Here is a 22,951-nt window from a genome sequence, read left to right on the forward strand (position 1 = left end):
CGGCCATCTCCAGGCGGTGCCCCACCTACCGCCAAACCCTCTCCAGCAGTTCCCGCGACCTGCGCACGTCTTCTTCGGTTTGTGCAATCAGCGCCGCGACGGTCTCGAACCGGCGCATCTCGCGCAGTCGGGTCAGAACCCGCAGCGCCAGCCTTTGCCCATAGAGGTCGCCTTCAAAATCGTGGATGAACACTTCCACCCGTGTGCTGGTGACATCCCCGAATGTAGGATTGAGCCCGATGCTGCACGTGGCGCCAAGCAGCTTCGAACCGTCCTCCAGATGCACCTGGCAGCAATAGACCCCGTCCGCCGGCAGCGGCGCTGACACCGCGTCCACGGCCAGGTTTGCGGTGGGAAATCCGAGAATCCGGCCGCGCTTGTCGCCATGCACCACCGTGCCCTCGATGCTGATATCGAGGATTTCAGGATGCGCGGGAAAGGCCAAGATACTGGCTCTGGTGAAAGACCAGCGGGGCGACATTGGGGAACACGGTGGTCTTGTGCACCTCGAAAAGGATGATCAAATGGTCGCCGCCCTCCAGCCGCGCATGGATGCTGCAGTCGAGCCACAGCGTCGCCCCGTCGATAAACAGCGCGCTGCCTTCGCCCCGGGCCAGCGCAACGCCGGCAAAGCGCTCGCCGTTGCGCGAAGACAATTGCCGCGACAGCCGTTCCTGATCGGCGGCGAGAATGCTGAGGCCGATGCGCGGCAGGCGGTCTAGCCTGGGCCAGGTGGTGGACTGGCGCGCCACGCATACCGAAACCAGCGGTGGATCCAGCGACACCGAACTGAACGAATTGACGGCAATGCCCACCGGCCCGTCATCGTCCTCTGCGCACATGGCGACGACACCAGTAGGAAAAAGCGAGAAAGCCCGGCGCAATGCCGCTGCAGCCTCTTGATCCAACATCTCCACCCCTTGTAGTCAAATTTGATTATTTGAGATGACGCTAATCCATTTGTAAAAGGGTGGCAAGCATCAGCTCTGGCCATCACCTTGGAGACGCGTCATGTCCAACATCACCCGCCTGGTCGTGCTCGGCGCCGTGCGCCAGTTCGAACCGGTGCATGGCTACTTCCTGCGCCGCGAGCTGATGACCTGGCATGTCGACGAATGGGCCAATATCCAGCCTGGCTCCATCTATAATGCACTCAAGTCGCTCAAGCAGGACGGCTACATTCAGGAGGCCGGCACGGAAGCCTCCGGCAATCGGCCCGAGCGCACCACCTACCAGACAACCCCGCAGGGCGTGGTCGAACTGATGCGCCTGCTGCGCCAAACCCTCTGGACCGTCGAAACCTTCGACCCCAAGCCGGTCATGGCGCTGACCTCCTTCATGTTCCTGCTCAGCCGCCCCGAAGTCGTCGCCGCCCTCAAATTCCGCATCACCGAGATCGACGCGAAAATTGCCAGCAACGGCTTCGACATCGCCGATGTGGCCCGCTCGACCACCACACCGGCCTATGTCCGTGAAATTTTCGAGCTGTCCAGCGTCCGCCTGCGCGCCGAACAGGAATGGGCGCGCGGGCTATACGACCGCATTCTCGCCGGCCACTACGTCTTCGACGGCGAAGCCGGTGCGCCGGGGCGGCCATCGAATGATGCCGCCCCGGCGCCTGTCACCTAAAGCTTGCGATAGCCCGCGCCGGGGTGATCGTCGCGCAGCATCGGCGTGGGCGTGCCCAGCAGCCGCTCGCGCAGCGTGTCGCCTTCGTAATCCGATGCCGCGACGCCCCGTTCGCGCAGGATGGGCAGCACCATCTCGATGAAGTCGCGGGTCGAAGTGGGCTGAATCAGCGGGGTAAACAGGAAGCCGTCGAGATCGGTCTTTTCCGCCAGGTCGCACAGGGTATCGGCAATCTCCTCGGGCGTGCCGACATAGGGATTGGTGCGCACGCCATGGGCATGCCAGTCCTTGAGCACTTCACCCACGGTCTTGTCCCCGAAGCGGGCGATCTGGGTCTGCGACAGCTCGGTATGCAGATCGCTCATCTTGGTCGCGGGGTCGAAGGACGACAGGTCCAGCCCCGTGAACCAGGCATAGGAGGCGACGGCCACTTCAGGCGTCTGCGCGTCGAGGATCTCCTGATGCTTGCGCTGAGCCTCTTCCCTGGTGGGCGCGACCACGCAGGAGAAGGCGCTCATCAGCTTGATCGCGTTGGCATCGCGGCCATTGGCGACGGCCTCGTCGCGGATTGATTTGACCTGCGCAGCCAGCTTTTCGGCTGTGCCGCCGCCGAGGAAAATGCATTCGCCATGCTTGCCGCCAAAAGCCTTGCCGCGATCCGACGAGCCCGCCTGGAACAGCACCGGCGTGCCCTGGGGCGAATAGGAGGCGTTGCCAAAGCCATGCGAGCGGAAATAAGGGCCGTCATGGGCGATGCGGTGCACCTTGTCGGGATTGGCATAGCGCCCGGCCTTGTTGCGCTCCAGCGCATCACGCTCCCAGGCGCCCTCGAACAGCTTATAGACCAGCGCCATGAAATCGTCGGCCATGTTGTAGCGCTCGTCATGGGCCACCATGGGCACGCCGAAGGCCGCGACAGCAGTCTCGGCAGTGCCCGTCGTCACCACATTCCAGCCGATGCGGCCCTTGGACAGATGGTCGAGGCTCTGCATGCGGCGCGCAAAGGCATAGGGCTGCTCGAGCAGGGTCGAGCCGGTCATGACGATGCCGAGCTTGTCGGTGTACGACAGCAGCGCCGCCCCGACGATCGCGGGATCGAGCCGCGGCAGGTCCAGCCCCTCGGTGTCGCAGATGTCCGGGCGCTTGCCCTTCACATCGGCCCAGCCCCAGGCGTCGGCCAGGAACAGGAAGTCGAGCTTGGCGTCCTCGCACATGCGGGCAATGTCGAGCCAATAATCGAGCGTATCGAAATTGTGCCGTTCGCTGTCGGGATGGCGCCAGGTGGACGTGCCGGAATCATTGGTCTGGGCGTTTTCGAACAGCCCAAAGCGCAGCTTTTTCATAGGTATGGTCTTTCGTGAATTGGGGAGGGTGATGGGCGCCTCAGCGCCCGATCACATCCGCGTCGCTCCACCAGAGGACGCGCTTGCGCAGCAGGGCCAGCAGCGACACCAGCACCACGCCGAGGAGACAGAGCAGGGCGATACTCGCCCAGGTGACCGGCAGGTTCGCCTGCGCCGCCGAAATGGTGACCAGCGATCCCAGGCCCGCCTGCTGGCCGGCGGCCACGAATTCGGCCACTGCCGCGCCGACCACGGCCAGCGGCATGGCGATGCGCAGACCGGCAAAGACGAAGGGCATGCAGCCGGGAAACCGCAGGTCGCGAAACACTTCCCAGCGGCTGGCATGCAGCGTCTTGAACACGTCGAGCGCCTTTTGGTCGACATCCCGCAGCCCGGCCAGCGAATTGACCAGCATGGGGAAGAACACCACGAGCCCGGTGACGATGTATTTGGGCAGCATGCCGAAGCCGAAGGCCACGACCAATGCCGGGGCGATGGCAACGACCGGCGTGACCATGATCACCACGATCAGCGGCATCACCGCCTTTTCGACGATCGGCAGTTCCGACATCAGCACCGCGAGCAGGAAGCCACAGAGAATGCCGGCGCCGGCGCCGATGGCGATTTCCTGGCAAGTGACCAGCATATTGGCCCAATACATGCGCGGATCGCTGGCCAGGCTGTTCCCGATGGCATCCAGCGTGGGCAGCACATAGGGGTTGTTGAGGGCCACCAGCTGCCACAGCACTGCCACCAATACGAAGGTCACCGCAGGCGGCACCCAATCGCTGACGAGTCGCGCCATCGGCGATGCGGTCCTGCGCTTGGTCTCAACGGGCGCAACCAAGGTCTCAGACATGGGCGACCTCCATCACCTTGCGCAGGGCCGAGCGCACATAGCCCTCGAGATCGCGGAAGGCGTCACTGGCATACATGGCCTCGTTGCGCGGCCGCGGCAGATCGACATCGATGATTTCCGCGACCCGCCCGGGATGGGCGGCCATCAGCACGATGCGGTCCGACAGCATGATCGCTTCGGGCACCGAATGGGTCACGAACAGCACCGATTTCTGGTTCGATTGCCAGAAGTCGAGCAGGCCCATGCGCTGCTGGTCGCGGTTCATCTCGTCGAGCGCCGAGAACGGTTCGTCCATCAACAGGATGTCGGGGTCGAACACGAAGGCACGGGCAATGGCGGCGCGCTGCTGCATGCCGCCCGACAGCTGGGCCGGATAGCGATCCATCGCCTTGCCCAGGCCGAAACTGGTGAGAATTTCGCGCGGATCGCGCAATGTCCGACCGGCATTGGCTTCAGGGTTGATGCGGATCGGCAGGCTGACATTGTCGAGAATGGTACGCCAGGGCAGAAGGGCCGGGGATTGCGGCACAAGGCCGATGGCCTTTCGACGTGCCGCTTCTTTCACCGATTTGCCATTGATGGTCACCGTGCCGCCATCGGCGGAAGACAGTCCGGCAACCACCTTGAGCAAGGTGGATTTGCCACAACCGCTGGGGCCGATCAGCGACACGAACTCACCCTTGCGGATGGTCAGCGACACCCCGTTGAGCACGGTGACGCGGGCATCGTCGGGGCCGAAGCTCTTGGTGATATTGGCGACCTCCACCCCGGCAATGCCGGGGTGTCGATCCGCGAGAGCGTGAACAGAGGCAGACATGGAAATGGTCACTGTCCCGGCCAGATCAGCGTGCCGTCCTTGTAGAGCGAGGCAACCAGATCGGGGTCCATCATCTCTTCGATGGCCGGCGGGTTCTTGAGCCCACCATATTTCTGGGCCATTTCATATTCGCTCTGCCAGCCTGCAACGGTCTGTACGCCCGGCGGGCCGAATGTGCTCGAGCGCACCCATTCCGATTCAACGCCCCAGGTGCGGGCCTGCTGCTCGCGCGGGAAGGCCGAGCCCTGGTTGTTGTCGGCGGCGAGCTTGCTGATCAGGTCGACGCATTTTTCTTCCTCGGTGAGGCAGAAATCGAGCGCCTTCAGCGTTGCACGCATGAAGTCGGCCACCGTTTCGCGATGCTCGGCGAGGAACTTGCTGTTCACTTCCATGACGTTGTAGGTGCCCTGCAGCCCCAGTTCGGACGGCAGGAATTCACTGAACGGCAGGCCCATGGCCTTGAGCGTCTGCGGTTGGTTGGATGCATAGCCGACAATGGCATCGACCTGGCCGCGGGTAACCACGGTCGGGTCGTAATTGGTCATCTTCACCAGTTCGACCTTGTTCACATCGACGCCTGCGGCATCGAGCATGGCGAGGGCCATAGGCGTGATATTGATGAAATAACCCAGCCGCTTGCCTTCGAGGTCCTTCAGCGACTTGACGCTTTCATTGGCGAAGATCGAGAACGGCGAGGTGCTGCCATAGGTGGCGACGGCCGTCAGATTGCGGCTGTTTGCGGCGGCCAGCATCACGTCCGAGGCCGAACCGAGCGCGGTAAACTGGGCCTGGCCCGACGATACCAGCAACTGACCGTTACCGCCGGCGGCATTGATGTCGACGGTGAGGCACAGGGCATCGAAATAGCCCAGTTCCTTGGCGAGGAAAACATCGACCTGACCGGCGCTGGCGGAGTAGCCATAACCCGAAATATAGGTAATTGTACCAGCGTCTTTATTGCGCTGGCAGTCCTGCTCGCTGATCAGCACCGTGCCGGGGGCCGCGTCCTGGGCATGCGCGGACATCGCGCCAGCAGCAGCCAGCGCCAACATGGCAACACTTGCCAGGCGCCGCGCATGCGGGCGTGCTCCCAGAGAAATGGGTTCAGAAGACAATAATTCCTCCCTTGTCACGTCTCGTCCTCCAACGAGACAAGGGACGCTAACATATTCAAAATTGACTATGCAAGTTTGATTTCGTCAGCGCCTTATCCCCCTGCTTCAAACCGGGGTGATCACTGCGTCGGCGCTATTGGCAGGCGGCGAGGCGCGCATCCTGCATTCCGGCGCTTCCGTCCGCGGCCAAATCGCCCGCGCTGGCGTCGCGTTGGGCCAGAGCATTGCCGACGGCAAATATCGTGGGTCTGGAGAGGGCGAAATTCTCGACTGCCTTGGCCGCGTCGCCGATCGTGCCGCGCCAGGTCTGCTGCGCGCGCGAACCGATGCAGGCTGCGATGACGCACGCTGTATCGGGCCCCATGCCCCCGGTCATGAGCCGCGCCACGATCTCAGGCAAGGTCCGGCGGGCCATGTAGTAGACATGGGTGGTCGCGGGATCAGCGAGCGAGCGCCAGTCCAGCGTCGACGGCAGGCCACCGCGCCGCGAGTGAGCGGTCACGAACCGCACCGATTGGGCATGGTCGCGATGGGTGAGGGAGACCCCGAGGCTACTTGCCAGTGCCAATGCCGTGGTGATGCCGGGGACCACGCTGACGGCGATGCCTTCGCGTTCCAGCATCTCGATTTCTTCGCCTGCACGCCCGAAGATCATCGGGTCGCCGGATTTGAGCCGCACCACGTGCTTGCCCTGCCGGGCGAGGGTCAGCATCATTGCGTTGATATCCTCCTGCGCGCAGCTTTCCCGTTGGGCCCGCTTGCCGACAAGCATGCGCTTGGCCTCGCGCCGCGCCAGTTCGAGCACTTCGCCCGAGACCAGATCGTCGAACAGGATGACATCGGCCGATTGCAGCGCACGCACGGCCTTGATCGTCAGCAGTTCCGCCTCTCCCGGACCCGCGCCCACCAGCGTAACGCGCCCTGCAGGGGGTGCAGCGGCAAAACCGGGGTCTGCGTCGGCCGGTTCGGGCGCCCGCATGCCGAAGGCGTTTTCGGCGAGTCGCTCCCAGAAGGCGCGGCGCTGCGCGCCGGGGGCGAGACGGTCCATCACTTCGTCGCGGAGCTTTGCGGCGAGTTGCGCCCAAAGCGCGAGGGTTTGGGGCAGCAGCATCTCGATGCGCCGCCGCACTGCCTGCCCGAGAATGGGCGCTGCCCCAGCGGTGGAAATCCCCACCACCACGGGCGAGCGATTGACGATGGCGCCGAATTGGAACTGGCAGAATTCCGGTCGGTCGATGACGTTATACGGGACCAATGCCGTTTTGGCGGCTGCGATGAAGGTATGGGCCTCTGCATCGTCCTCAATATCTGCAATGGCGAGAGCGGCACCGGCCAGATCGTGGGGCGTCCAGTGGCGGCGACTTATGGTGACGGATGTGGCAGGACGTGCGGCCAGCTCCTCGCAAACCTCCTCCGCAAAGACCTCCACCTGCGCCCCCGCCGCGGCAAGCAGCTCGGTCTTCCACGCCGCCGGCTCGCCCCCGCCAATCACCACCACGCGCTTGCCATTGAGATCGAAGAACACCGGCAAGACGGCGAGCGGCGCGATACGGGCTTTATTCGGCTGCGGCGAGACGGTTTGCATCGACAATGCTCCTGATTTCGGCGCGGCAAGAGCCGCAATTGGTGCCGGCGCGGGTCAGCGCGCCGACCGCTTCGACGGAACTGCAGCCTTGGCGGCTCACCACCTCGGCGATGGTGTTGATGCCCACGCCAAAGCACGAACACACAATGGCCCCGCCATCGGGTGTGTCCGCACCGGGGCGCCCGGCCAGCACTTTCGAGGCAGAAAGGTCGCTTTGGGCCAGCACCCCACCGCCCATTGCCGCGAGACCAGAACCGGGTCGGGCGATGTGTAGAGCGCGGCGACCAGCCGGCCGTCTTCGACGAGCGCAAAGGCGCGTCGGCCCGTGCTGTCGTCGCGCAGGGATTGAAAGCCGACTTCGGTGCCGAAAGTCCTGGCGAGGAAGGCGGCCCAGTCCCCGGGCTCTGCGAAAAAGCCCAACTCGCCCCGCCAGCCGCCTTGCGCCGGGGCCAGCGCCCAGTAATCGGTGGCAAGGTCGGGTTTCATTGTGGCGACGAAAAAGCCATAGAGTTGCACTGCCGCCGGCTCGGCATGAACCACCGCCATCTTCAAGGCCGGCTGGCCGGAGACCGGATCGGTTTTGCCTGCAACCAGCGCGTCAATGCGGCCATTGCCGGCAAATTGGTCGGTCCAGTGCATGGGCGAGAACAATTGGCCCCGGCTTTGCCTGTCGGTCACCAGCGCCCGTACCAGCACATGGCCATGCGGACTCGAGAGGCGGACGAGACTGGCCCGACGAATGCCCAGCGCTTCAGCATCCGCCGGATGAATCTCGACAAAGGGTTCCGCCATATGCGCCGAGAGGCGCGCGGCTTTGCCGGTGCGGGTCATGGTGTGCCAGTGATCGCGCACCCGCCCGGTATTGAGGAGGAAGCTGCCCGGGGCGGGCGCAAAGGCCGGCGGCGGTTGAATCGGCACGAAGCGCGCCTTGCTGTCCGCCGTGAAGAATTTTCCGTCGGCGAACAGTCGTGCGACGGACTTGCCACGTACCGGCCACTGCACCGGCGCCAGACTCTCATAGTCTGCATCGACGAGCCCGGAGAGATCGAAATCGCGGCGGCCCTCGTTCTCGAAGCCCGAGAGCGCGACATGTTCGGCAAAGATCTCGCCCGGCGTTTCGTAGTCGAACGCCCGACCATGTCCCATGCGATGCGCTACTTGCCCAATGATCCACCAATCGGGCCGCGCCTCGCCGGGCAGGGGCAGGAACGGCCGCTGCCGCGAAATGCGGCGCTCCGAATTGGTCACCGTCCCATCTTTCTCGCCCCATCCGGCGGCGGGCAGCCTGACATGTGCCAGCGCCATCGTATCGGTGTGCCGGTTCATGTCGGAAACGACGACCAGTGGACATGTGGCAAGCGCGGCGCGCACGGCATTGGCTTCCGGCATGGAATCCACCGGATTGGTGGCCATGATCCACACTGCCTTGATCTCGCCCCGCGCCATGGCCGCGAAGAGATCGACGGCCTTGAGGCCAGGCTTGCTGGCCATGCGCGGCGCGCCCCAGAAGCGCGACACCCGCTCGATATCCTCAGGCACAAACTCCATATGCGCCGCCAGCATATTGGCCAGCCCGCCCACTTCGCGCCCACCCATGGCATTGGGCTGGCCGGTCACCGAAAACGGGCCCATGCCCGGATAGCCGATCCGCCCCGTGGCCAGGTGGCAATTGATGATGGCATTGACCTTGTCGGTGCCGCTGGCCGACTGGTTCACCCCTTGCGAATAGACGGTGACCACCCGACGCGTCCGCGCAAACAGTTCATAGAAGCGGGCGATCGAAACCGCCGACAGCGCCGTCGCACCGGCGACCCGTTCGATGCTCCAGTCCTCCGCTGCCAGCAGCGCCGCCTCGAACCCGGATGTATGCGCAGCGATATAGCTGCTATCGGTCACGCCCAATCGGTCGAGATGGGCCAGCAGTCCCACGAACAAGGCGCCGTCTCCATCGGGCGCCACCGGCAGATGCAGATCGGCAATGTCGTTGGTGACGGTACGACGCGGATCGATGAGCACGATTTTCATCTGCGGCCGCTGGGCCCGGGCCGCGACGATGCGCTGGTAGAGCACCGGGTGGCACCAGGCCAGATTGGAACCTACCATCACGATGAGGTCGGCTTCTTCAAGATCCTCGTAATTGCCCGGCACCGTATCCGACCCAAAGGCCCGCTTGTGTCCGGCGACAGATGAAGCCATGCACAGCCGCGAATTGGTGTCGATATTGGCCGAGCCGATGAAGCCTTTCATCAGCTTGTTGGCGAGATAATAATCCTCGGTCAGCAGCTGGCCCGAGCCGTAAATAGCAACGGAGTCGGGACCATGCTCGCTCACAGCGGACATGAAGCCCTTGGCGACGTGGTCGAGCGCCTCGTCCCAAGTGACTCTGGCATCACCGATTTCCGGATGCAGCAATCGCCCCTCGAGCGACAGTGTCTCGCCCAGCGCCGACCCCTTCGAGCAAAGCCGCCCGAAATTTGCCGGATGCTCGGGATCGCCAGCGATGGTGACTGAGCCGTCTGGCTGGGGCGTGGCGAGGACGCCGCAGCCAACGCCGCAATAGGGGCAGGTGGTGCGGGTGGTCATGGCGAGAACTCCCCCTCATCCGGCGCTTCGCGCCACCTTCTCCCCGAGAGGGAGAAGAATGGCCCGGTGTCCACTCTTATTCCTCTCCCTCTCGGGGAGAGGGTGGATCGCGCGCAGCGCGAGACGGGTGAGGGGGACTCCGCCATCACTGAGCCGCCACCAGCATCAGAACATCGGGTGCGATCAAGATCCGCCCATTCACGACCTGCACCGGATAGGTCCGCACCTTGCCCTCGTCGGCGCCTTGGGCCTCGCCGGTCGCGAGGTCGAAAACCCAGTTGTGCAGCGGGCAGGTGACGGAGGCGCCGTGCACGATCCCCTCGGCCAGTGGGCCGCCCTTGTGCGGGCAGCGATTGTCCATGGCGAAGACCTGATTGTCCGCCGTGCGGAATACGGCGATCTTGCCGTTGGGCGTGTTGACGCAACGGGCGCCGCGCGCAGGCACGGCATGCATGTCGCCGATATCGATCCAGTCGGTCATCGCCCTTACTCCGCCGCCTGTGGCAGCCCGAATTCGGCCATGGCGGCGAATTCATGGGCATCCTTGCCGTTGACGCGCTCTTCCCAGGGATCAACCTGGGCAAATTGCTGCGAATAGGCGAAGCGCTCGGCATAGTGACGGCGCTTGGCGAGGTCATCGATGATAGCGCCCTTGATCGTGTCCATGCCGACGCGCTTGGCCCATTTGTAGATGCGCTCAAGGTAATGGCCCTGTTCGCGATACATCTGCGTCAGGGCCGTGATGATCTCGAGCGCCTCATCCTCGCTGTCTGCGTGGCCGAGCAGTTCGGTGCCCTTGATGTCGAGGCCCGCCGCGCCGGCAAAATGGATGTCGTAGCCCGAATCCACGCAGATGACGCCGATATCCTTGCAGGTGGCTTCGGCGCAATTGCGCGGGCAGCCGGACACCGCGAGCTTGAGTTTTGCGGGCGTCCACGCCCCCCACATGAACTTTTCGATGCGAATGCCGAGGCCGGTGGAATCCTGCGTGCCGAAGCGGCACCAGTCCGAACCGACGCAGGTTTTGACCGTGCGCAGCCCCTTGGCATAGGCCGCGCCCGAGACCATGCCAGCCGCATTGAGATCGGCCCATACGGCGGGCAGGTCTTCTTTCTTGACGCCGAGCAGGTCGATGCGCTGGCCGCCGGTGACCTTCACCGCCGGTATGGCAAACTTGTCGGCCACATCGGCAATGGCGCGCAATTCCTTGGGGTTGGTCATGCCGCCCCACATGCGCGGAACGACCGAATAGGTGCCGTCCTTCTGGATATTGGCGTGGACGCGCTCATTGATGAAACGGGACTGATTGTCGTCCTCATATTCACCCGGCCAATCGGCGACGAGGTAGTAGTTGAGGGCAGGCCTGCACTTGGCGCAGCCGCAGGAGGTCTTCCACTCGAGTTCTTGCATCACCTCGGGGATGGATTTCAGCCCCTTGGCCTGAATGAGCCGCCTGACATCGCCGTGGCTATATTCGGTGCATGGGCACATCGGCTTGACGGCGGCGGGGTTGTAGCCGTCGCCCAGGGTGATCGCCATGAGCTTTTCGACCAGATGCGTGCAGGAGCCGCAGGAGGCCGAGGCCTTGGTGTGGGCGCGCACACCGTCGAGATCGGTCAGGCCTTTGGAGACGATCGCGCCAGTGATCGCTCCCTTGCAGACGCCGTTGCAGCCACAGATTTCTGCATCATCCGGCAAGGCTGCAACGGCCGCCATAGGGTCCAGGGCGGCACCGCCCTGATAGGCCTGGCCGAAGATCAGCGTGTCGCGCATCTCCCGCGTATCGGTGCCCTTGCGGATCATGTCGAAGAACCACGGGCCGTCCGCAGTTTCGCCATAGAGCACCGCGCCGATGACGCGATCGTCCTTGAGCACCAGGCGCTTGTAGACGCCTGACGTCGCATCGCGCAGCACGATTTCCTCGCGGTCCTCGGCATCGGCGAAATCGCCCGCGGAATAGACCGATACGCCGGTCACCTTGAGCTGGGTCGCGGTCTGCACCGGGCGGAAGGCGGCGTCGGTTTTCGCCAGAGTCTTTGCCAGCACCTTGGCTTGGTCGTACAAGGGCGCCACGAGGCCATAGACGATCTTTTCGTGCTCGACGCATTCGCCCAGCGCGAAAATGTCCGGGTCCGAAGTGACCATCTGGTCGCTGACCACGATGCCCCGCTCGACATGCAGGCCCGCATCCACGGCAAGCCGGGTTTCGGGGCGGATGCCCGCCGCCATCACCACGATATCGGCGCCATAGGTGGTGCCATCGTCGAGCACCACCGCTTCCACCGCGTTCTGGCCCAAAATGGCTTTCGTCTGCGCCTTGCAGTGAACCTTTATGCCGCGCGCCTCGAGATCACGTTGCAGCAAATAGCCGGCGGCCGGATCGAGCTGACGGTCCATGACATGGCCGGCGATGTGCAGTACGACCACCTCCATGCCGCGCAGTCGCAGGGCGGCGGCGGCTTCGAGGCCAAGCAGGCCACCGCCGATAATGACCGCCCTTGCATTGGGGCGTTGCGCCGCCTCGACCATGGCATTGACGTCATCGAGATCGCGGAACGCCATGACCCCCGGCAAATCCTTGCCGGGCAGGGGGATGATGAACGGCGCCGAGCCGGTGGCGATGATCAGCTTGTCATAAGGCGTTTCGCCATGGCGCGAGACCACCACTTTGCGCTGGCGGTCGATCGCCGTCACCGTTTCACCGAAACGCGTGCTGACCCCATGCGCCGCGTACCAGGCAGTGTCGTGGGTGATGATCTGCTCATAGGCTTTCTCGCCGCCGAGGACGGGCGACAGCATCAGCCGATTATAATTGCCGCGCGGCTCGGCGCCGAACAGGGTCACATCGAAGCGGCCATGCGCCTCTTCGAAGATATGTTCGAGCGCGCGACCCGAGGCCATGCCGGCGCCGATGACCACCAGCCTTTCGGTACGCGTAGCAGAGGGGAGGGTTTCGGAGGCGAGCATGTCCATCTATTCGCCCTCACGCCGCTTCCACGAAGCGGTGACGCTCGTAGAGGAATTTGAGCACCGCTTCGCGACACTTGAGGTATGTCCGGTCCCCGGCCAGATCGAGCCGCTTGCGGGGCCGTTCCAACGGTACGTCGAGCACCTCGCCGATCGTCGCTGCCGGACCATTGGTCATCATCACAATGCGGTCCGAGAGCAGCACGGCCTCGTCCACATCATGGGTGATCATGATCATTGTGTTGCCGAGCCGGGCGTGGATTTCCATCATCTGGTCCTGCAGATGCGCCCGGGTCAGCGCATCGAGCGCGCCGAAAGGCTCGTCGAGCAGCAGGATTTTCGGCTCCATCGCCAGCGCCCTGGCAATGCCGACGCGTTGTTTCATACCGCCCGAAATCTCGTTCGGACGCTTGTCCCTGGCATGGGCCATCTGCACCAGATTGAGATTGTCCATGATCCACTCATGGCGTTCGGCGGCCGATTTCGTGCGGCCAAAAACCTTGGCGACGGCCAGATTGACGTTCTCATAGACGGTCAGCCACGGCAGCAATGAATGGTTCTGGAACACCACGGCGCGGTCCGGGCCCGGCTTGTGGACCTCGGCATTCTCCAGAACGATGCCGCCCGTGCTCACCTCGGTCAGTCCGGCCACGAGGTTGAGCAGGGTGGACTTGCCGCATCCGGAATGCCCGATGATCGACACGAACTCGCCCTTGTCGATGTCGAGGTTGATGTCACGCAACACTTCGGTGCTGGCCGCGCCCCGGGTGAAACTTTTGCCGACGGCCGAGATTTGCAGATAGGTCATGGGTGATGTCCTTAGCTGGCGCTGACGCCGCGGGTGACGATGGTGCCGACCAGCGCCACGAGCCGGTCGAGGACGAAACCGACGACGCCGATATAGACGAGCGCCACAATGATGTCGGTGAGGCGGGAGCTGTTCCAGGCATCCCAGATGAAGAAGCCGATGCCGACACCGCCGGTCAGCATTTCGGCCGCGACGATAGCCAGCCAGGAGAGGCCGACGCCGATGCGCAGCCCGGAAAAGATGTAGGGCGCGGCGGCGGGCACCATGATCTTGGTGAAGAACTCGAACTGGTTGAGCTGCAGCACCCGGGCGACGTTGCGATAATCCTGCGGGATATTGCGCACGCCGACAGCGGTATTGATGATCACCGGCCAGATGGCGGTGATGAAGATCACGAAAATCGCCGAGGGACCGCTATCCATGAAGGCAGCCAGCGAAATCGGCAGCCAGGCCAGCGGCGGCACGGTGCGCAGGATCTGGAAGATCGGGTCGAGCCCCCGCATCATCCATATCGATTGGCCGATCACCGCCCCGATCCCGACGCCGACCACGGCGGCGAGCCCAAATCCGATGGCCACCCGCTGCAGCGAGGTCAGCACCCGCAGGCCCAGCCCGATATCCTGCGATCCATAGACGAAGAACGGATCGACGATGAGATCGTAGCTCTGGTTCCACACTTCGCTGGGCGGGGGCAGCGACGAGCCTGGCTGTGAGAAAATGACCTGCCAGACCACCAGCAGAATGGCGAGCACGATCAATGGAGGAATGACGTTGCGAGCCACATTGGCGCCGATGGCGGCATAGTCGATTTTGCGCGCAGCTGGCGCAATGGTGGTCACGGTGGCTGGTTTGCCTTTGAGGGGCAGGGCGGTGATATTGCTGTCGTCGGTGGCGGGCAGGGTCATGGGGCTCTCCCTTGCGGAAATCACGAAGGGACCGGCGCCGCAGCGCCGGTCATGGCGTCACGCCAGCGTCTTGATGTCGAGACTGTCGAGATAGGCTTTCGGATCGGCGGGATCGAAGACCTTGCCGTCGAAGAAGGTTTCGGTGCCACGGCTATCGCCCGATGGCAGCCCGGAGACCCCGAGTTCGCTGGCGGCCTCCAGCCACAGGTCGGAGCGGTTGGTCTGGTCCACCAGCGCCTTCACATCCGTATCGGCGGGGAAATAGCCCCAGCGGATATTTTCGGTCATGAACCAGGTGTCGAGGCTCTTCCAGGGATAGGACGCGGCGCCGCCTTCGCCCCAGAATTTCATGTAGAGATTGGTGCCAGTTTCGACCCGGCCATTGCCGTAATTGATGTCACCCTTGATGCGCCCGATAATGTCGGCCACGGGCACGTTATACCATTGGCGTCGACCGATGATCTCCGCCATCTCCTGCTTGTTCTCCATGGCCTCGCACCATTGCTGGGCTTCCATGACGGCCATCAGGATCGCCTTTGTCGCCTGCGGATTGGCGTCGACCCAGTCCGCGCGCATGCCCAGCACCTTTTCGGGGTGGTTGAACCAGAGCTCGCCCGTCGTGGCGGCGGTAAAGCCAATGCCCTGATTGACCAGCTGTTCGTTCCACGGCTCGCCCACGCAGAACGCGTCCATGGTGCCGACCTTCATATTGGCCACCATCTGCGGCGGCGGCACCACGATGACATTGACATCGACATTGGGCACGATGCCGCCGGCCGCCAGCCAGTAGCGCATCCACAGATCATGCGTGCCACCCGGGAAGGTCATGGCAACCGAGGGGTCGCCACCCGCCGCCCGCTTTGCGGCAAAGGCCTCCTTGAGCGGGCTGGAATCGAGGCCCACGCCGGTCTCGGCATATTCCTGCGCCACCGACAGGCCCTGGCAGTCCTCGTTGAGGTTGAGCAGTGTGTACATCGGCAGCTTCTGATTGTTCTGCATCACCGCGCCGGACGAGTAGAGATGCACCTTCGGCCGCAGGATATGGCCCCCATCGATGCCGCCATTGGCTGAACCGAGCGCCATGTTGTCGCGCGTCGCGCCCCAGCTGGCCTGCTTTTCGACGGCCATGTCGGGCAGGCCATGCTTGTCGAACAGGCCTTTTTCCTTGGCGATGATCAGCGGCGCGGAATCGGTGAGTGCGATATAGCCGAGCTTGGTGCCGGACACTTCAGGGCCCGTCCCCTGCGCGAAGGCACCGACAGGAAACAGCGTCTTCGCCGCCAGCAGGGTCGCAGCCGTGGCCGAAGCGCCTTTGAGGAAGGATCGGCGGGTAGTCGTCGTCAGGGTCATCGCATTCTCCAGTTGCACCGAGCGACAAAACAAAAAGGCTGCCAACGGGATACGAGCCGGTGTGAACCGGTCGAACCTGTTGGCAGCCTTGCCTTTGGACGCCCAACGCTGGACGTCGACAACGAAGAGCGTCTTGGGAGGAGCTCATTCGCCACTAGCCGTGCACGAAGCGTGCCAAATCCTGGCGGGGGCGAAAAATATATTGATTACAATGGTATAGGCTATCGGGCGGCGTATGTGATCTCTACGCCTTTAACGCAGCCACGGCTCACTCTGGCAGCATCATGCACAAAATATATGCGCATGTTGAATTTGGTGAATTCACGTGCAGGTCATCACGGCGATTGGCGCGTAATGTAGTCCTCGAGTGCGGCAGGATCAAAAATCTGGCCGTCGAAAAACAGGTTCGGCCCCAGTTGCAGGTCCCCGTTCAGCGCCGCGACGGGGTGCGCGGCGGCCTGGTCGCCATCCCGACGATAGTCCTCCGCCGGCACGGCAATCCCCAGCGGCAACAGCGCGGCCCGATAGAGATCTGGCCGGAAGGTGTCGGCGGCGATGGCGGCTTTCGCCGCGCTGAAATCCACTTCGCCCCAGCGCACCATCTGGCTGTAGTACCAGAGCGCATGGCTCTTCCATGGGAAGTTGGCCGCGCCCGCATGCGGGATGAAATAGTCGGGGATGGAAACAAGCTGCGCTCCACCATCGATCTGCCCGGTGAGGGCTCGGGCCACGATCTCTGTGGGCAGGTCGAGATAGGCCGGGCGCGCCATGATGTCGGCCGCCGCAAGGCGATTGCCCGGCGCCTGCGCCCAAAGCGCCGCCTTGTAGATGGCGCGGATGATAGCCGCGACGGTGTCTGGGTTCCGCTCGGCCCAGTCGGCGCGCATGCCGATCAGCTTGTCCGGGCTCCACTGCCAGATCGAGGCCTTGGTCGTGGCGATCCGGCCGCCATGCCGCGACACGCCGACACTGTTCCAGGGCTCGCCGACACAATAGCCGTCGAGCCCGCCGGCGCCGAGTGCCTCAGGTAGGAGAGGGGGTGGCAGTACCACGATCTCGACGTCCTGGTCTGGCTTTATGCCGCTCGCGGCCAGCCAGTAGCGCAGTTCGTAATTGTGCGACGACGTCTGGTGCACCACGCCAAAGCGCAGTTTGCGTGGCGAAGTGCCAATCACTTTGGCAAGTGCCGTGCCCGCCGGTCCGGCCTCGAGGTCGCCCGGGGCGCCCGCTGCGGCCATGTCCTGCCACAGCGAAGCGCTGACGGTGATGGCATTGTTGCCCAGCCCGGCCATGACCGGGGCGATCATCCTGCTGGCGAGCGGCGTCAGTCCCAGATTGGCCGCCAATGGCATCGGCGCCAGCATCAGTGCAATGTCGAAATGCCCGAGCGCCGCACGGTCGCGAATGTTCGCCCATGAGGTTTCGCGCGTCAGCGCCAGGTCGAACCCCTCCTCATCGGCAAACCCCATTTCGTGGGCCAGAACCAGAAGCAGGCTGTCGAGCAGGGGGAGGAAGCCGGCGGTGAGCAGCGGACGAGACATGGGCATTTCCTAGGGGCCGAGCAGGCTGGCGGCGGTGATCAGGCTCTGCGCGATATCGACAATGCGTCGGTTCTGGTTCATGGCGGTGGAGCGCAGCAGCGCATAGGCGTCCGGCTCGCTCAGGCCACGTGTTTTCATCAAGATGCCCTTCGCCTGGTCCACGATCTTGCGTTCTTCCAGCGCGCTGCGCGCTTCTTCCAGTTCCCGCGTCAGGCGCGAAAAGGCGTTGAACCTCGATATCGCCATGTCCATGATCGACTTGACGCGCTCCTTGCGCAGCCCGTCCACGACATAGGCCGACACCCCCGCCTCCACCGCTTTTTCGATCATCGCGCCGTCCGAGCGATCGACAAACATGGCGATCGGGCGTTGCACCGCGCGGCTCAATGAAAAGAAGTGTTCCAGCGTGTCGCGCTTGGGATTTTCCAGGTCTATGATGATCACGTCGGGTGCAGATTGCTGGATGGTCCGCGCGACTTCGTTGACGTCATGGATCACCGCCACCTTGTGGTGGCCCGCCTCGCGCAATCCATCCTCGATGATCGAAGCCCGGATGCGGTTTTCGTCGATGACCAGGATGGAAAGGGCGGCATACGTCATGGCTTACGGGTATGAGATGCACAATCATTATGCAAGCCATGAACCTGCGCAATTACTAGCCATTTTACGCCTGCGCCAGTTCTTTTCGCCACGCTGTCGCCCTGTAGGCGAAACAATTTGGCATCAGCGCACGTAGCTGCTCGCGTGTTTCCGGGGGCGTTGTCTTGCCGTCTTTACTTCAGCTGTTCAACCTCCTCGTCCCCAAGGATGCAGGCTCGCGCGAGCTTGCGCGCGGCATAGCCTATGGCAGCCATCCCCGCCAGCGGCTCGATATTTATGCGCCTCGCATGTCGGTCGGCCCGCGTCCCGTGGTGTTTTTCATCTATGGCGGCTCATGGAGCGACGGCGATCGAACCAATTACGATTTCGCCGGTCGGGCCATTGCCGCGCTCGGCTATGTCACCGTCATCGCCGACTACCGCCTCGTGCCCGACATCGAATATCCGGTGTTTCTCGAGGATGGCGTCGCGGCGCTCGACTGGGTCGCAACCAACATCGCCACCTATGGCGGCGACCCCGCGCGTCTGGCGCTCATGGGGCACTCGGCCGGCGCCTATAATGCCACCATGCTGGCGCTCCATCCGGCCTATGCAAGCCGGCTGGCGTCGCCCGCCGGCATTGCCTGCGTGGTCGGCCTATCCGGTCCCTACGATTTTTTTCCATTCGACGGGCCGATCTCCCGGCGCGTCTTCGGTGGCGTCAGCAACCCGGAAGATACCCAGCCCATAGCGCATGTGGCCCGCAAGGCGCCGCCAATGCTGTTGGGCACAGGTGACAAGGACAATCTGGTCCTGCCCCGCAACACCGTCGCGCTGGCCAATCGCCTGCGCGTCATGGGAAACGCTGTCGAGGAGCGCCATTACCCGCAATTGGGGCACCCGCAAACGCTTCTGGCCCTCAGCCGACCGGTACGACATCTCGCGCCGGTCCTCCCAGATGTCGCCGCTTTCCTTTCGCAATACCTCGACTGAACTGCCTCAGGCCAGCAGCGCCAGATCCGCCGGTACGTCGCGTTCGAAAACCAGTTTGCCGTCCACTACGGTCAGCCTCGCATGGTGGATGGCCGTGGCCCGCGCGGCAATATCGGGTGGACCAGCGGCCTGGCTCACTTCGTCCCAGAGACAATGAGTGAAATAATAGATCGCCGCATGGTCGCGATTGACCACCACATCGGCATGGCGAACGAACTTTTTGTCCATGGGATCGCTGCCGGGCTCGGTGCCGATCAACCCCTGTCGTGTCCAGTTGATGGTATCGTCGGAGCGATAGGCCGCCTGGCCGCGCCATTCGTCGGTGATCAGCCAGTAGTAGCCGCCCAGTTCAAACACGTTCGGCCCCTCATGCGGCGGCGCATCCGGCGAGCCGGGCAAGACCAGTCCCTCCAGCGTCCAGTCCATCAAGTCGGTGCTGGTGGCGCTCCAGGTGCTCGAGCCCTGGCCTTCGTCCTTGAACCACATGCGCCACAGCCCATCCGGGCTCTTGAACACGCAGGCGTCGATGCAATTGCCGCTCGAGAGCTTTAGCGGCCCCACCCGCGTCCAGTTTTCGAGATCGGGACTGGTGAAATGGGTGATGGTGCGCGGCACCTTCCAATGCGTCGGCGTGCCGGTGATATAGCTGAGGAACATGTGATACTGCCCCTCGGCCCAGATGATCTCCGGCGCCCAATGGGTGTTGAGTCCGTTATCGCCGGGCGCATCCAGCCCCTTCACTGTACCGCGATAGTGCCAGCTGGCGCCGCCATCGCTGGACACCGCAATCCCGATCGGCGAGCCATGGATCCAGCCGAAACCCGGCTCGTCCATCTGTGCCCGGCGATTGGTGTAGAACATCCAGTATTCACCGGTGCCTTCCTTGCGCACCACCACCGGGTCCGCCGCGCCATCCTGGATCGGATCGCGAAAAATCGGTGCACTCATCTCAGAACTCCAAAAACTTCTGTCCGATATTCTCGCATACGCCGCGCCGCCCTCGGACTTGATCCGAGGGCCATTCCTGGCCGGCACGGCCCGACGACAACACCCCTAAGCGCCTTCATACACCCGAACGCTGCGCCCATCCGGCCTGTCCACCAGCCGCCCCTCCCGGCCCACCGACTCCGCGGCCAGCCTCACCATTTCCGGATCGGTCTTGAGCTTGCCGTCGCCGGCATCGTCGGTCGAGAGCACGCTGGCCTTGAGCAGCCGCGAATAGGGGTGCTGAGGGTTGTCGAGCACGGTGCGCGCATCGCCCATTTCCACGATCCGACCGCGCTGCATGATGATCAGCCGGTTGGAAATGTAATAGGCCGTTGCGAGATCGTGGGTGATGTAGATCACCGACACCTTGAGATCGTCGCGCAGGCTCTTGAGCAGATTGACGATGCTCATGCGCAGGCTCGCATCCACCATCGATACCGGCTCGTCCGCGACCAGCAGCGGCGGATTGGGGATCAGAGCCCGCGCAATGGCGGCGCGCTGCAATTGCCCACCGCTCATCTCGTGCGGAAAGCGCCCCCGCACTTCCTTGAGGCTTAGCCCCACCTTCTGCAAAGCCTCGTCCATGGCGCGGTCGATCACCGCCTTGTCGGAGGTGTCGAGAAACCGCCGCGCCGTCGACTCCAGATAGCGCTCGATCTTTTTCAGCGGATTGAACGCCTCGAACGGATTCTGGAATACCGGTTGCACATTGGCCATGAATTTGAGCCGCTCGGCCCGTCCGGCCTTACGGTCCACCTTCTGTCCCCTGAACAGGATTTCCCCTTCCGTGGGGTCTTCCAGGCCCAGGATCATCCGGGCCAGCGTCGTCTTGCCGGAGCCGGATTCCCCGATGACGGTGAATATTTCCGGGTTCTCCATCGACAGCGAAAAGCTGGCATCCATCACCGCGTTGACGGTCTTGCGGCCGAACAGGCCGCCCATGCGGAAGCTCTTGGAGACGTCACGAATATCGAGCAGCGTGCTCATGCCATCACTCCTGCCGGTTTGGCCGCCCCGACCAGCGGCTTGACGTCCTGCCAGCGCCAGCAGGCGCTGCGCTGGTCCGGTGCCACCACTTCCATGGGCGGCGCCTCCTGCTTGCATTTATCCACCGCCAGCGGGCAGCGCGGGTGGAAGCGGCACCCACTCGGGGGATCGGCCAGATTGGGCGGACGCCCCTCAAGCGCCGGGCGCTGCTGGGTATCGCCGATGCGCGGCAGGCTGGCCACCAGATGGGCGGTATAGGGATGCTTGGGGGTGAAGAACATCTGCCGCGTCGGGCCTTCCTCCACCAGCCGCCCGGCATAGATGATGCCTACGCGGTCGGCGACATTGGCGTGCACGCTCATGTCATGGGTGACGAACACCACCGAGGAATTCATCTCCGCCTGAATGTCGCGGATCAGGCTCAGCACTTCCTTTTGCACCACCACGTCGAGCGCCGTGGTCGGTTCGTCGGCAATGATGAATTCGGGGTGGCACACCGTCGCCAGCCCGATGGTCACGCGCTGCCGCATGCCGCCGGACAGTTCGTGCGGATAGGCGTTGAGCACCTCGGCCGGCAGCTTCAGCCGTTCCAGATGGCCTAAGACCCGCGCTTCGAACGCCTTGCCCGACAGACCCAGCGGCCGTGCCGCAAAATCGTGGAAAGTCTTGCCGATTTTGCGCACCGGGTTCAGCACGCTCATCGACCCCTGCATGATATAGCTGAGGTTCTTCCAGCGCACCGCCTCGATCTGGGCCGGGCTGGCATGGGCGACGTCGATCGGGCCGCTCTTGAAATTGTACTTCACCGTGCCATCGACCACCCGCAGGGGCGGACGAATGGCGGCGGCCAGCACCTTGATGAAGCTGGTCTTGCCCGAGGAGCTTTCCCCGGCAATGCCATAGACCTCGCCCTTCTTGATGTTCATGGTGATGCCATCGACGGCCCGCACCTCTCGGCTCACGCCGAAATAGTTCATCTGGTAATAGGCCTTGAGGCCCTCGACCTTGAGCACGTCTTCCTTGCTGTCACGGCTCATGGCTCAGGCTCCCATGCGGCGCAGGCGGCTGCGCGGGTCGATATATTCGTTCATGGACATGGCGAGCAGGAACAGTCCGACAAAGGTGATGACGATGAGGATCACCGGGATGACGATCCACCACCAGGTGCCCACCACCATGGCCGAATGGCTGTTGGCCCAGTAGAGCACCGTGCCGATGGTGGGGGTGTTGATATTGGTGAAGCCGAGCACCGCCAGCGTCACTTCCAGTCCGATCGACCACAGCATATTGTTCATGAAGGTCGAGAACACGATGGGCATGACATAGGGCAGGTGCTCTTCCATCAGCACCTTGCGGGTGCTCATGCCGGCGAACACGGCGTGACGGGTGAATTCGCGATGCTTGAGGCCCACCGCGATGGAGCGGATGAGGCGCGCGTCGAATGGCCAGCCGAAACAGGCCAGGATCAGCGCCATGGTGGTGCTGTCCATATTGTTGCGCAGCACGAAATACAGCAGCACCAGAATCGGGAAGATCGGCACCGACACGAAAATGTCGGTGATGAACATCAGCACCCGGTCCACCCAGCCCCCGACATAGCCGGCGGTCAGGCCCACCGCGATCGAGATGATGCGGCTGAGAAAGGCCACGGTCAGGCCGAAGATCAGGCTGTTCTTGAACGCCTCGGACAGCTGCCAGAACAGGTCCTGCCCACGCGAATTGGTGCCGAACCAGAATTGGGCCGAAGGCGGCTGGTCGGGAATGGTGGTGTAGATCAGTGAAGGATCCACCGGCGCGAAATAGCTGGCGGCGGCGAAGATGACCACCAGACCCACCAGCACCAGGCCGATGGCGAATTCCACATTATAGCGAATGAGGTCGCGGAAGACGGCAAACATGGTCTC

The 22,951-nt window shown here is 63.4% G+C and carries 20 protein-coding genes and 1 pseudogene; 2 read left to right on the forward strand and 19 right to left on the reverse strand.

Going from position 1 to position 22,951, the window contains the following annotated elements:
* Nucleotides 1-25: 25 nt before the first annotated feature.
* The gene (locus BGO80_RS16525) at nt 26-445 is read right to left on the reverse strand and encodes a riboflavin kinase (protein WP_286722370.1); all 420 of its coding nucleotides are present in this window, start codon (nt 443-445) and stop codon (nt 26-28) included.
* On the reverse strand, nt 423-911 hold the full coding sequence (locus BGO80_RS16530) for a flavin reductase family protein (RefSeq protein ID WP_286722371.1): 489 nt from the start codon (nt 909-911) through the stop codon (nt 423-425). Before BGO80_RS16530 ends, BGO80_RS16525 begins: the two co-directional genes overlap by 23 nt.
* 100 nt (nt 912-1,011) lie before the next feature.
* Between BGO80_RS16530 and BGO80_RS16535 the strand changes: the two genes are divergently transcribed.
* Nucleotides 1,012-1,629 carry a PadR family transcriptional regulator gene (locus tag BGO80_RS16535; RefSeq protein WP_286722373.1) on the forward strand — a complete coding sequence of 206 codons (618 nt, stop codon included), beginning with the start codon at nt 1,012-1,014 and terminating at the stop codon, nt 1,627-1,629.
* On the opposite strand, the gene BGO80_RS16540 is transcribed toward BGO80_RS16535, so the two are convergent.
* The 13 genes and pseudogenes from BGO80_RS16540 to BGO80_RS16600 all read right to left on the reverse strand — a co-directional run bounded on the left by BGO80_RS16540 (nt 1,626) and on the right by BGO80_RS16600 (nt 18,102).
* A complete protein-coding gene (locus tag BGO80_RS16540) occupies nt 1,626-2,972 on the reverse strand; it encodes an NtaA/DmoA family FMN-dependent monooxygenase (protein ID WP_286722375.1) in 1,347 nt (448 codons plus the stop codon). The two genes, BGO80_RS16535 and BGO80_RS16540, sit on opposite strands and share 4 nt — an antisense overlap.
* Nucleotides 2,973-3,012: 40 nt before the next feature.
* Nucleotides 3,013-3,831, reverse strand: a complete 819-nt coding sequence (locus BGO80_RS16545; protein ID WP_126150703.1) for an ABC transporter permease — start codon at nt 3,829-3,831, stop codon at nt 3,013-3,015.
* Nucleotides 3,824-4,648, reverse strand: coding sequence for an ABC transporter ATP-binding protein (locus BGO80_RS16550; RefSeq protein ID WP_126150702.1), 825 nt, complete (start codon nt 4,646-4,648; stop codon nt 3,824-3,826). Before BGO80_RS16550 ends, BGO80_RS16545 begins: the two co-directional genes overlap by 8 nt.
* 8 nt (nt 4,649-4,656) lie before the next feature.
* Nucleotides 4,657-5,763 (reverse strand): ABC transporter substrate-binding protein, encoded by a 1,107-nt coding sequence (locus BGO80_RS16555; RefSeq protein ID WP_286722376.1) that lies wholly within the window; start codon nt 5,761-5,763, stop codon nt 4,657-4,659.
* A gap of 133 nt (nt 5,764-5,896) precedes the next feature.
* On the reverse strand, nt 5,897-7,348 hold the full coding sequence (cysG, locus tag BGO80_RS16560; RefSeq protein WP_286722378.1) for a siroheme synthase CysG: 1,452 nt from the start codon (nt 7,346-7,348) through the stop codon (nt 5,897-5,899).
* Nucleotides 7,320-9,931, reverse strand: a pseudogene (locus tag BGO80_RS16565) (nitrate reductase). Before BGO80_RS16565 ends, cysG begins: the two are co-directional and overlap by 29 nt.
* A gap of 145 nt (nt 9,932-10,076) precedes the next feature.
* Nucleotides 10,077-10,412 (reverse strand): nitrite reductase small subunit NirD, encoded by a 336-nt coding sequence (gene nirD, locus BGO80_RS16570; RefSeq protein WP_286722379.1) that lies wholly within the window; start codon nt 10,410-10,412, stop codon nt 10,077-10,079.
* Between the two features lie 5 nt (nt 10,413-10,417).
* On the reverse strand, nt 10,418-12,898 hold the full coding sequence (nirB, locus tag BGO80_RS16575; protein ID WP_286723060.1) for a nitrite reductase large subunit NirB: 2,481 nt from the start codon (nt 12,896-12,898) through the stop codon (nt 10,418-10,420).
* Nucleotides 12,899-12,914: 16 nt separating this feature from the next.
* Nucleotides 12,915-13,706 (reverse strand): ABC transporter ATP-binding protein, encoded by a 792-nt coding sequence (locus tag BGO80_RS16580; RefSeq protein ID WP_286722381.1) that lies wholly within the window; start codon nt 13,704-13,706, stop codon nt 12,915-12,917.
* Nucleotides 13,707-13,717: 11 nt separating this feature from the next.
* Nucleotides 13,718-14,611 carry a nitrate ABC transporter permease gene (ntrB, locus tag BGO80_RS16585; RefSeq protein ID WP_286722383.1) on the reverse strand — a complete coding sequence of 298 codons (894 nt, stop codon included), beginning with the start codon at nt 14,609-14,611 and terminating at the stop codon, nt 13,718-13,720.
* Between the two features lie 57 nt (nt 14,612-14,668).
* Nucleotides 14,669-15,961: a CmpA/NrtA family ABC transporter substrate-binding protein gene (locus BGO80_RS16590; RefSeq protein ID WP_286722385.1), complete on the reverse strand. Its 1,293-nt coding sequence runs from the start codon at nt 15,959-15,961 to the stop codon at nt 14,669-14,671.
* Nucleotides 15,962-16,296: 335 nt separating this feature from the next.
* Nucleotides 16,297-17,502 carry a CmpA/NrtA family ABC transporter substrate-binding protein gene (locus BGO80_RS16595; protein ID WP_286722387.1) on the reverse strand — a complete coding sequence of 402 codons (1,206 nt, stop codon included), beginning with the start codon at nt 17,500-17,502 and terminating at the stop codon, nt 16,297-16,299.
* A 9-nt stretch (nt 17,503-17,511) separates the two neighbouring features.
* Nucleotides 17,512-18,102 (reverse strand): ANTAR domain-containing response regulator, encoded by a 591-nt coding sequence (locus BGO80_RS16600; RefSeq protein ID WP_126150694.1) that lies wholly within the window; start codon nt 18,100-18,102, stop codon nt 17,512-17,514.
* Nucleotides 18,103-18,266: 164 nt separating this feature from the next.
* On the opposite strand from BGO80_RS16600, the gene BGO80_RS16605 reads away from it, so the two are divergent.
* Nucleotides 18,267-19,073: an alpha/beta hydrolase gene (locus tag BGO80_RS16605; protein WP_286722390.1), complete on the forward strand. Its 807-nt coding sequence runs from the start codon at nt 18,267-18,269 to the stop codon at nt 19,071-19,073.
* A 6-nt stretch (nt 19,074-19,079) separates the two neighbouring features.
* On the opposite strand, the gene BGO80_RS16610 is transcribed toward BGO80_RS16605, so the two are convergent.
* From BGO80_RS16610 to BGO80_RS16625, 4 genes are all read right to left on the reverse strand, one after another.
* Entirely contained in the window at nt 19,080-20,021 is a 942-nt protein-coding gene (locus BGO80_RS16610) for a family 43 glycosylhydrolase (RefSeq protein WP_286722392.1), read from the reverse strand.
* Between the two features lie 105 nt (nt 20,022-20,126).
* Nucleotides 20,127-21,047, reverse strand: a complete 921-nt coding sequence (locus BGO80_RS16615) for an ABC transporter ATP-binding protein (protein ID WP_286722393.1) — start codon at nt 21,045-21,047, stop codon at nt 20,127-20,129.
* Entirely contained in the window at nt 21,044-22,084 is a 1,041-nt protein-coding gene (locus tag BGO80_RS16620) for an ABC transporter ATP-binding protein (protein WP_126150690.1), read from the reverse strand. The genes BGO80_RS16615 and BGO80_RS16620 overlap by 4 nt, the downstream gene beginning before the upstream one ends.
* A gap of 3 nt (nt 22,085-22,087) precedes the next feature.
* Entirely contained in the window at nt 22,088-22,945 is an 858-nt protein-coding gene (locus tag BGO80_RS16625) for an ABC transporter permease (RefSeq protein ID WP_126150689.1), read from the reverse strand.
* Nucleotides 22,946-22,951: the final 6 nt, after the last annotated feature.

Origin of the sequence: Devosia sp. 63-57, assembly GCF_001899045.1 — a bacterium.
GTDB classification, from domain to species: Bacteria; Pseudomonadota; Alphaproteobacteria; order Rhizobiales; family Devosiaceae; genus Devosia; species Devosia equisanguinis.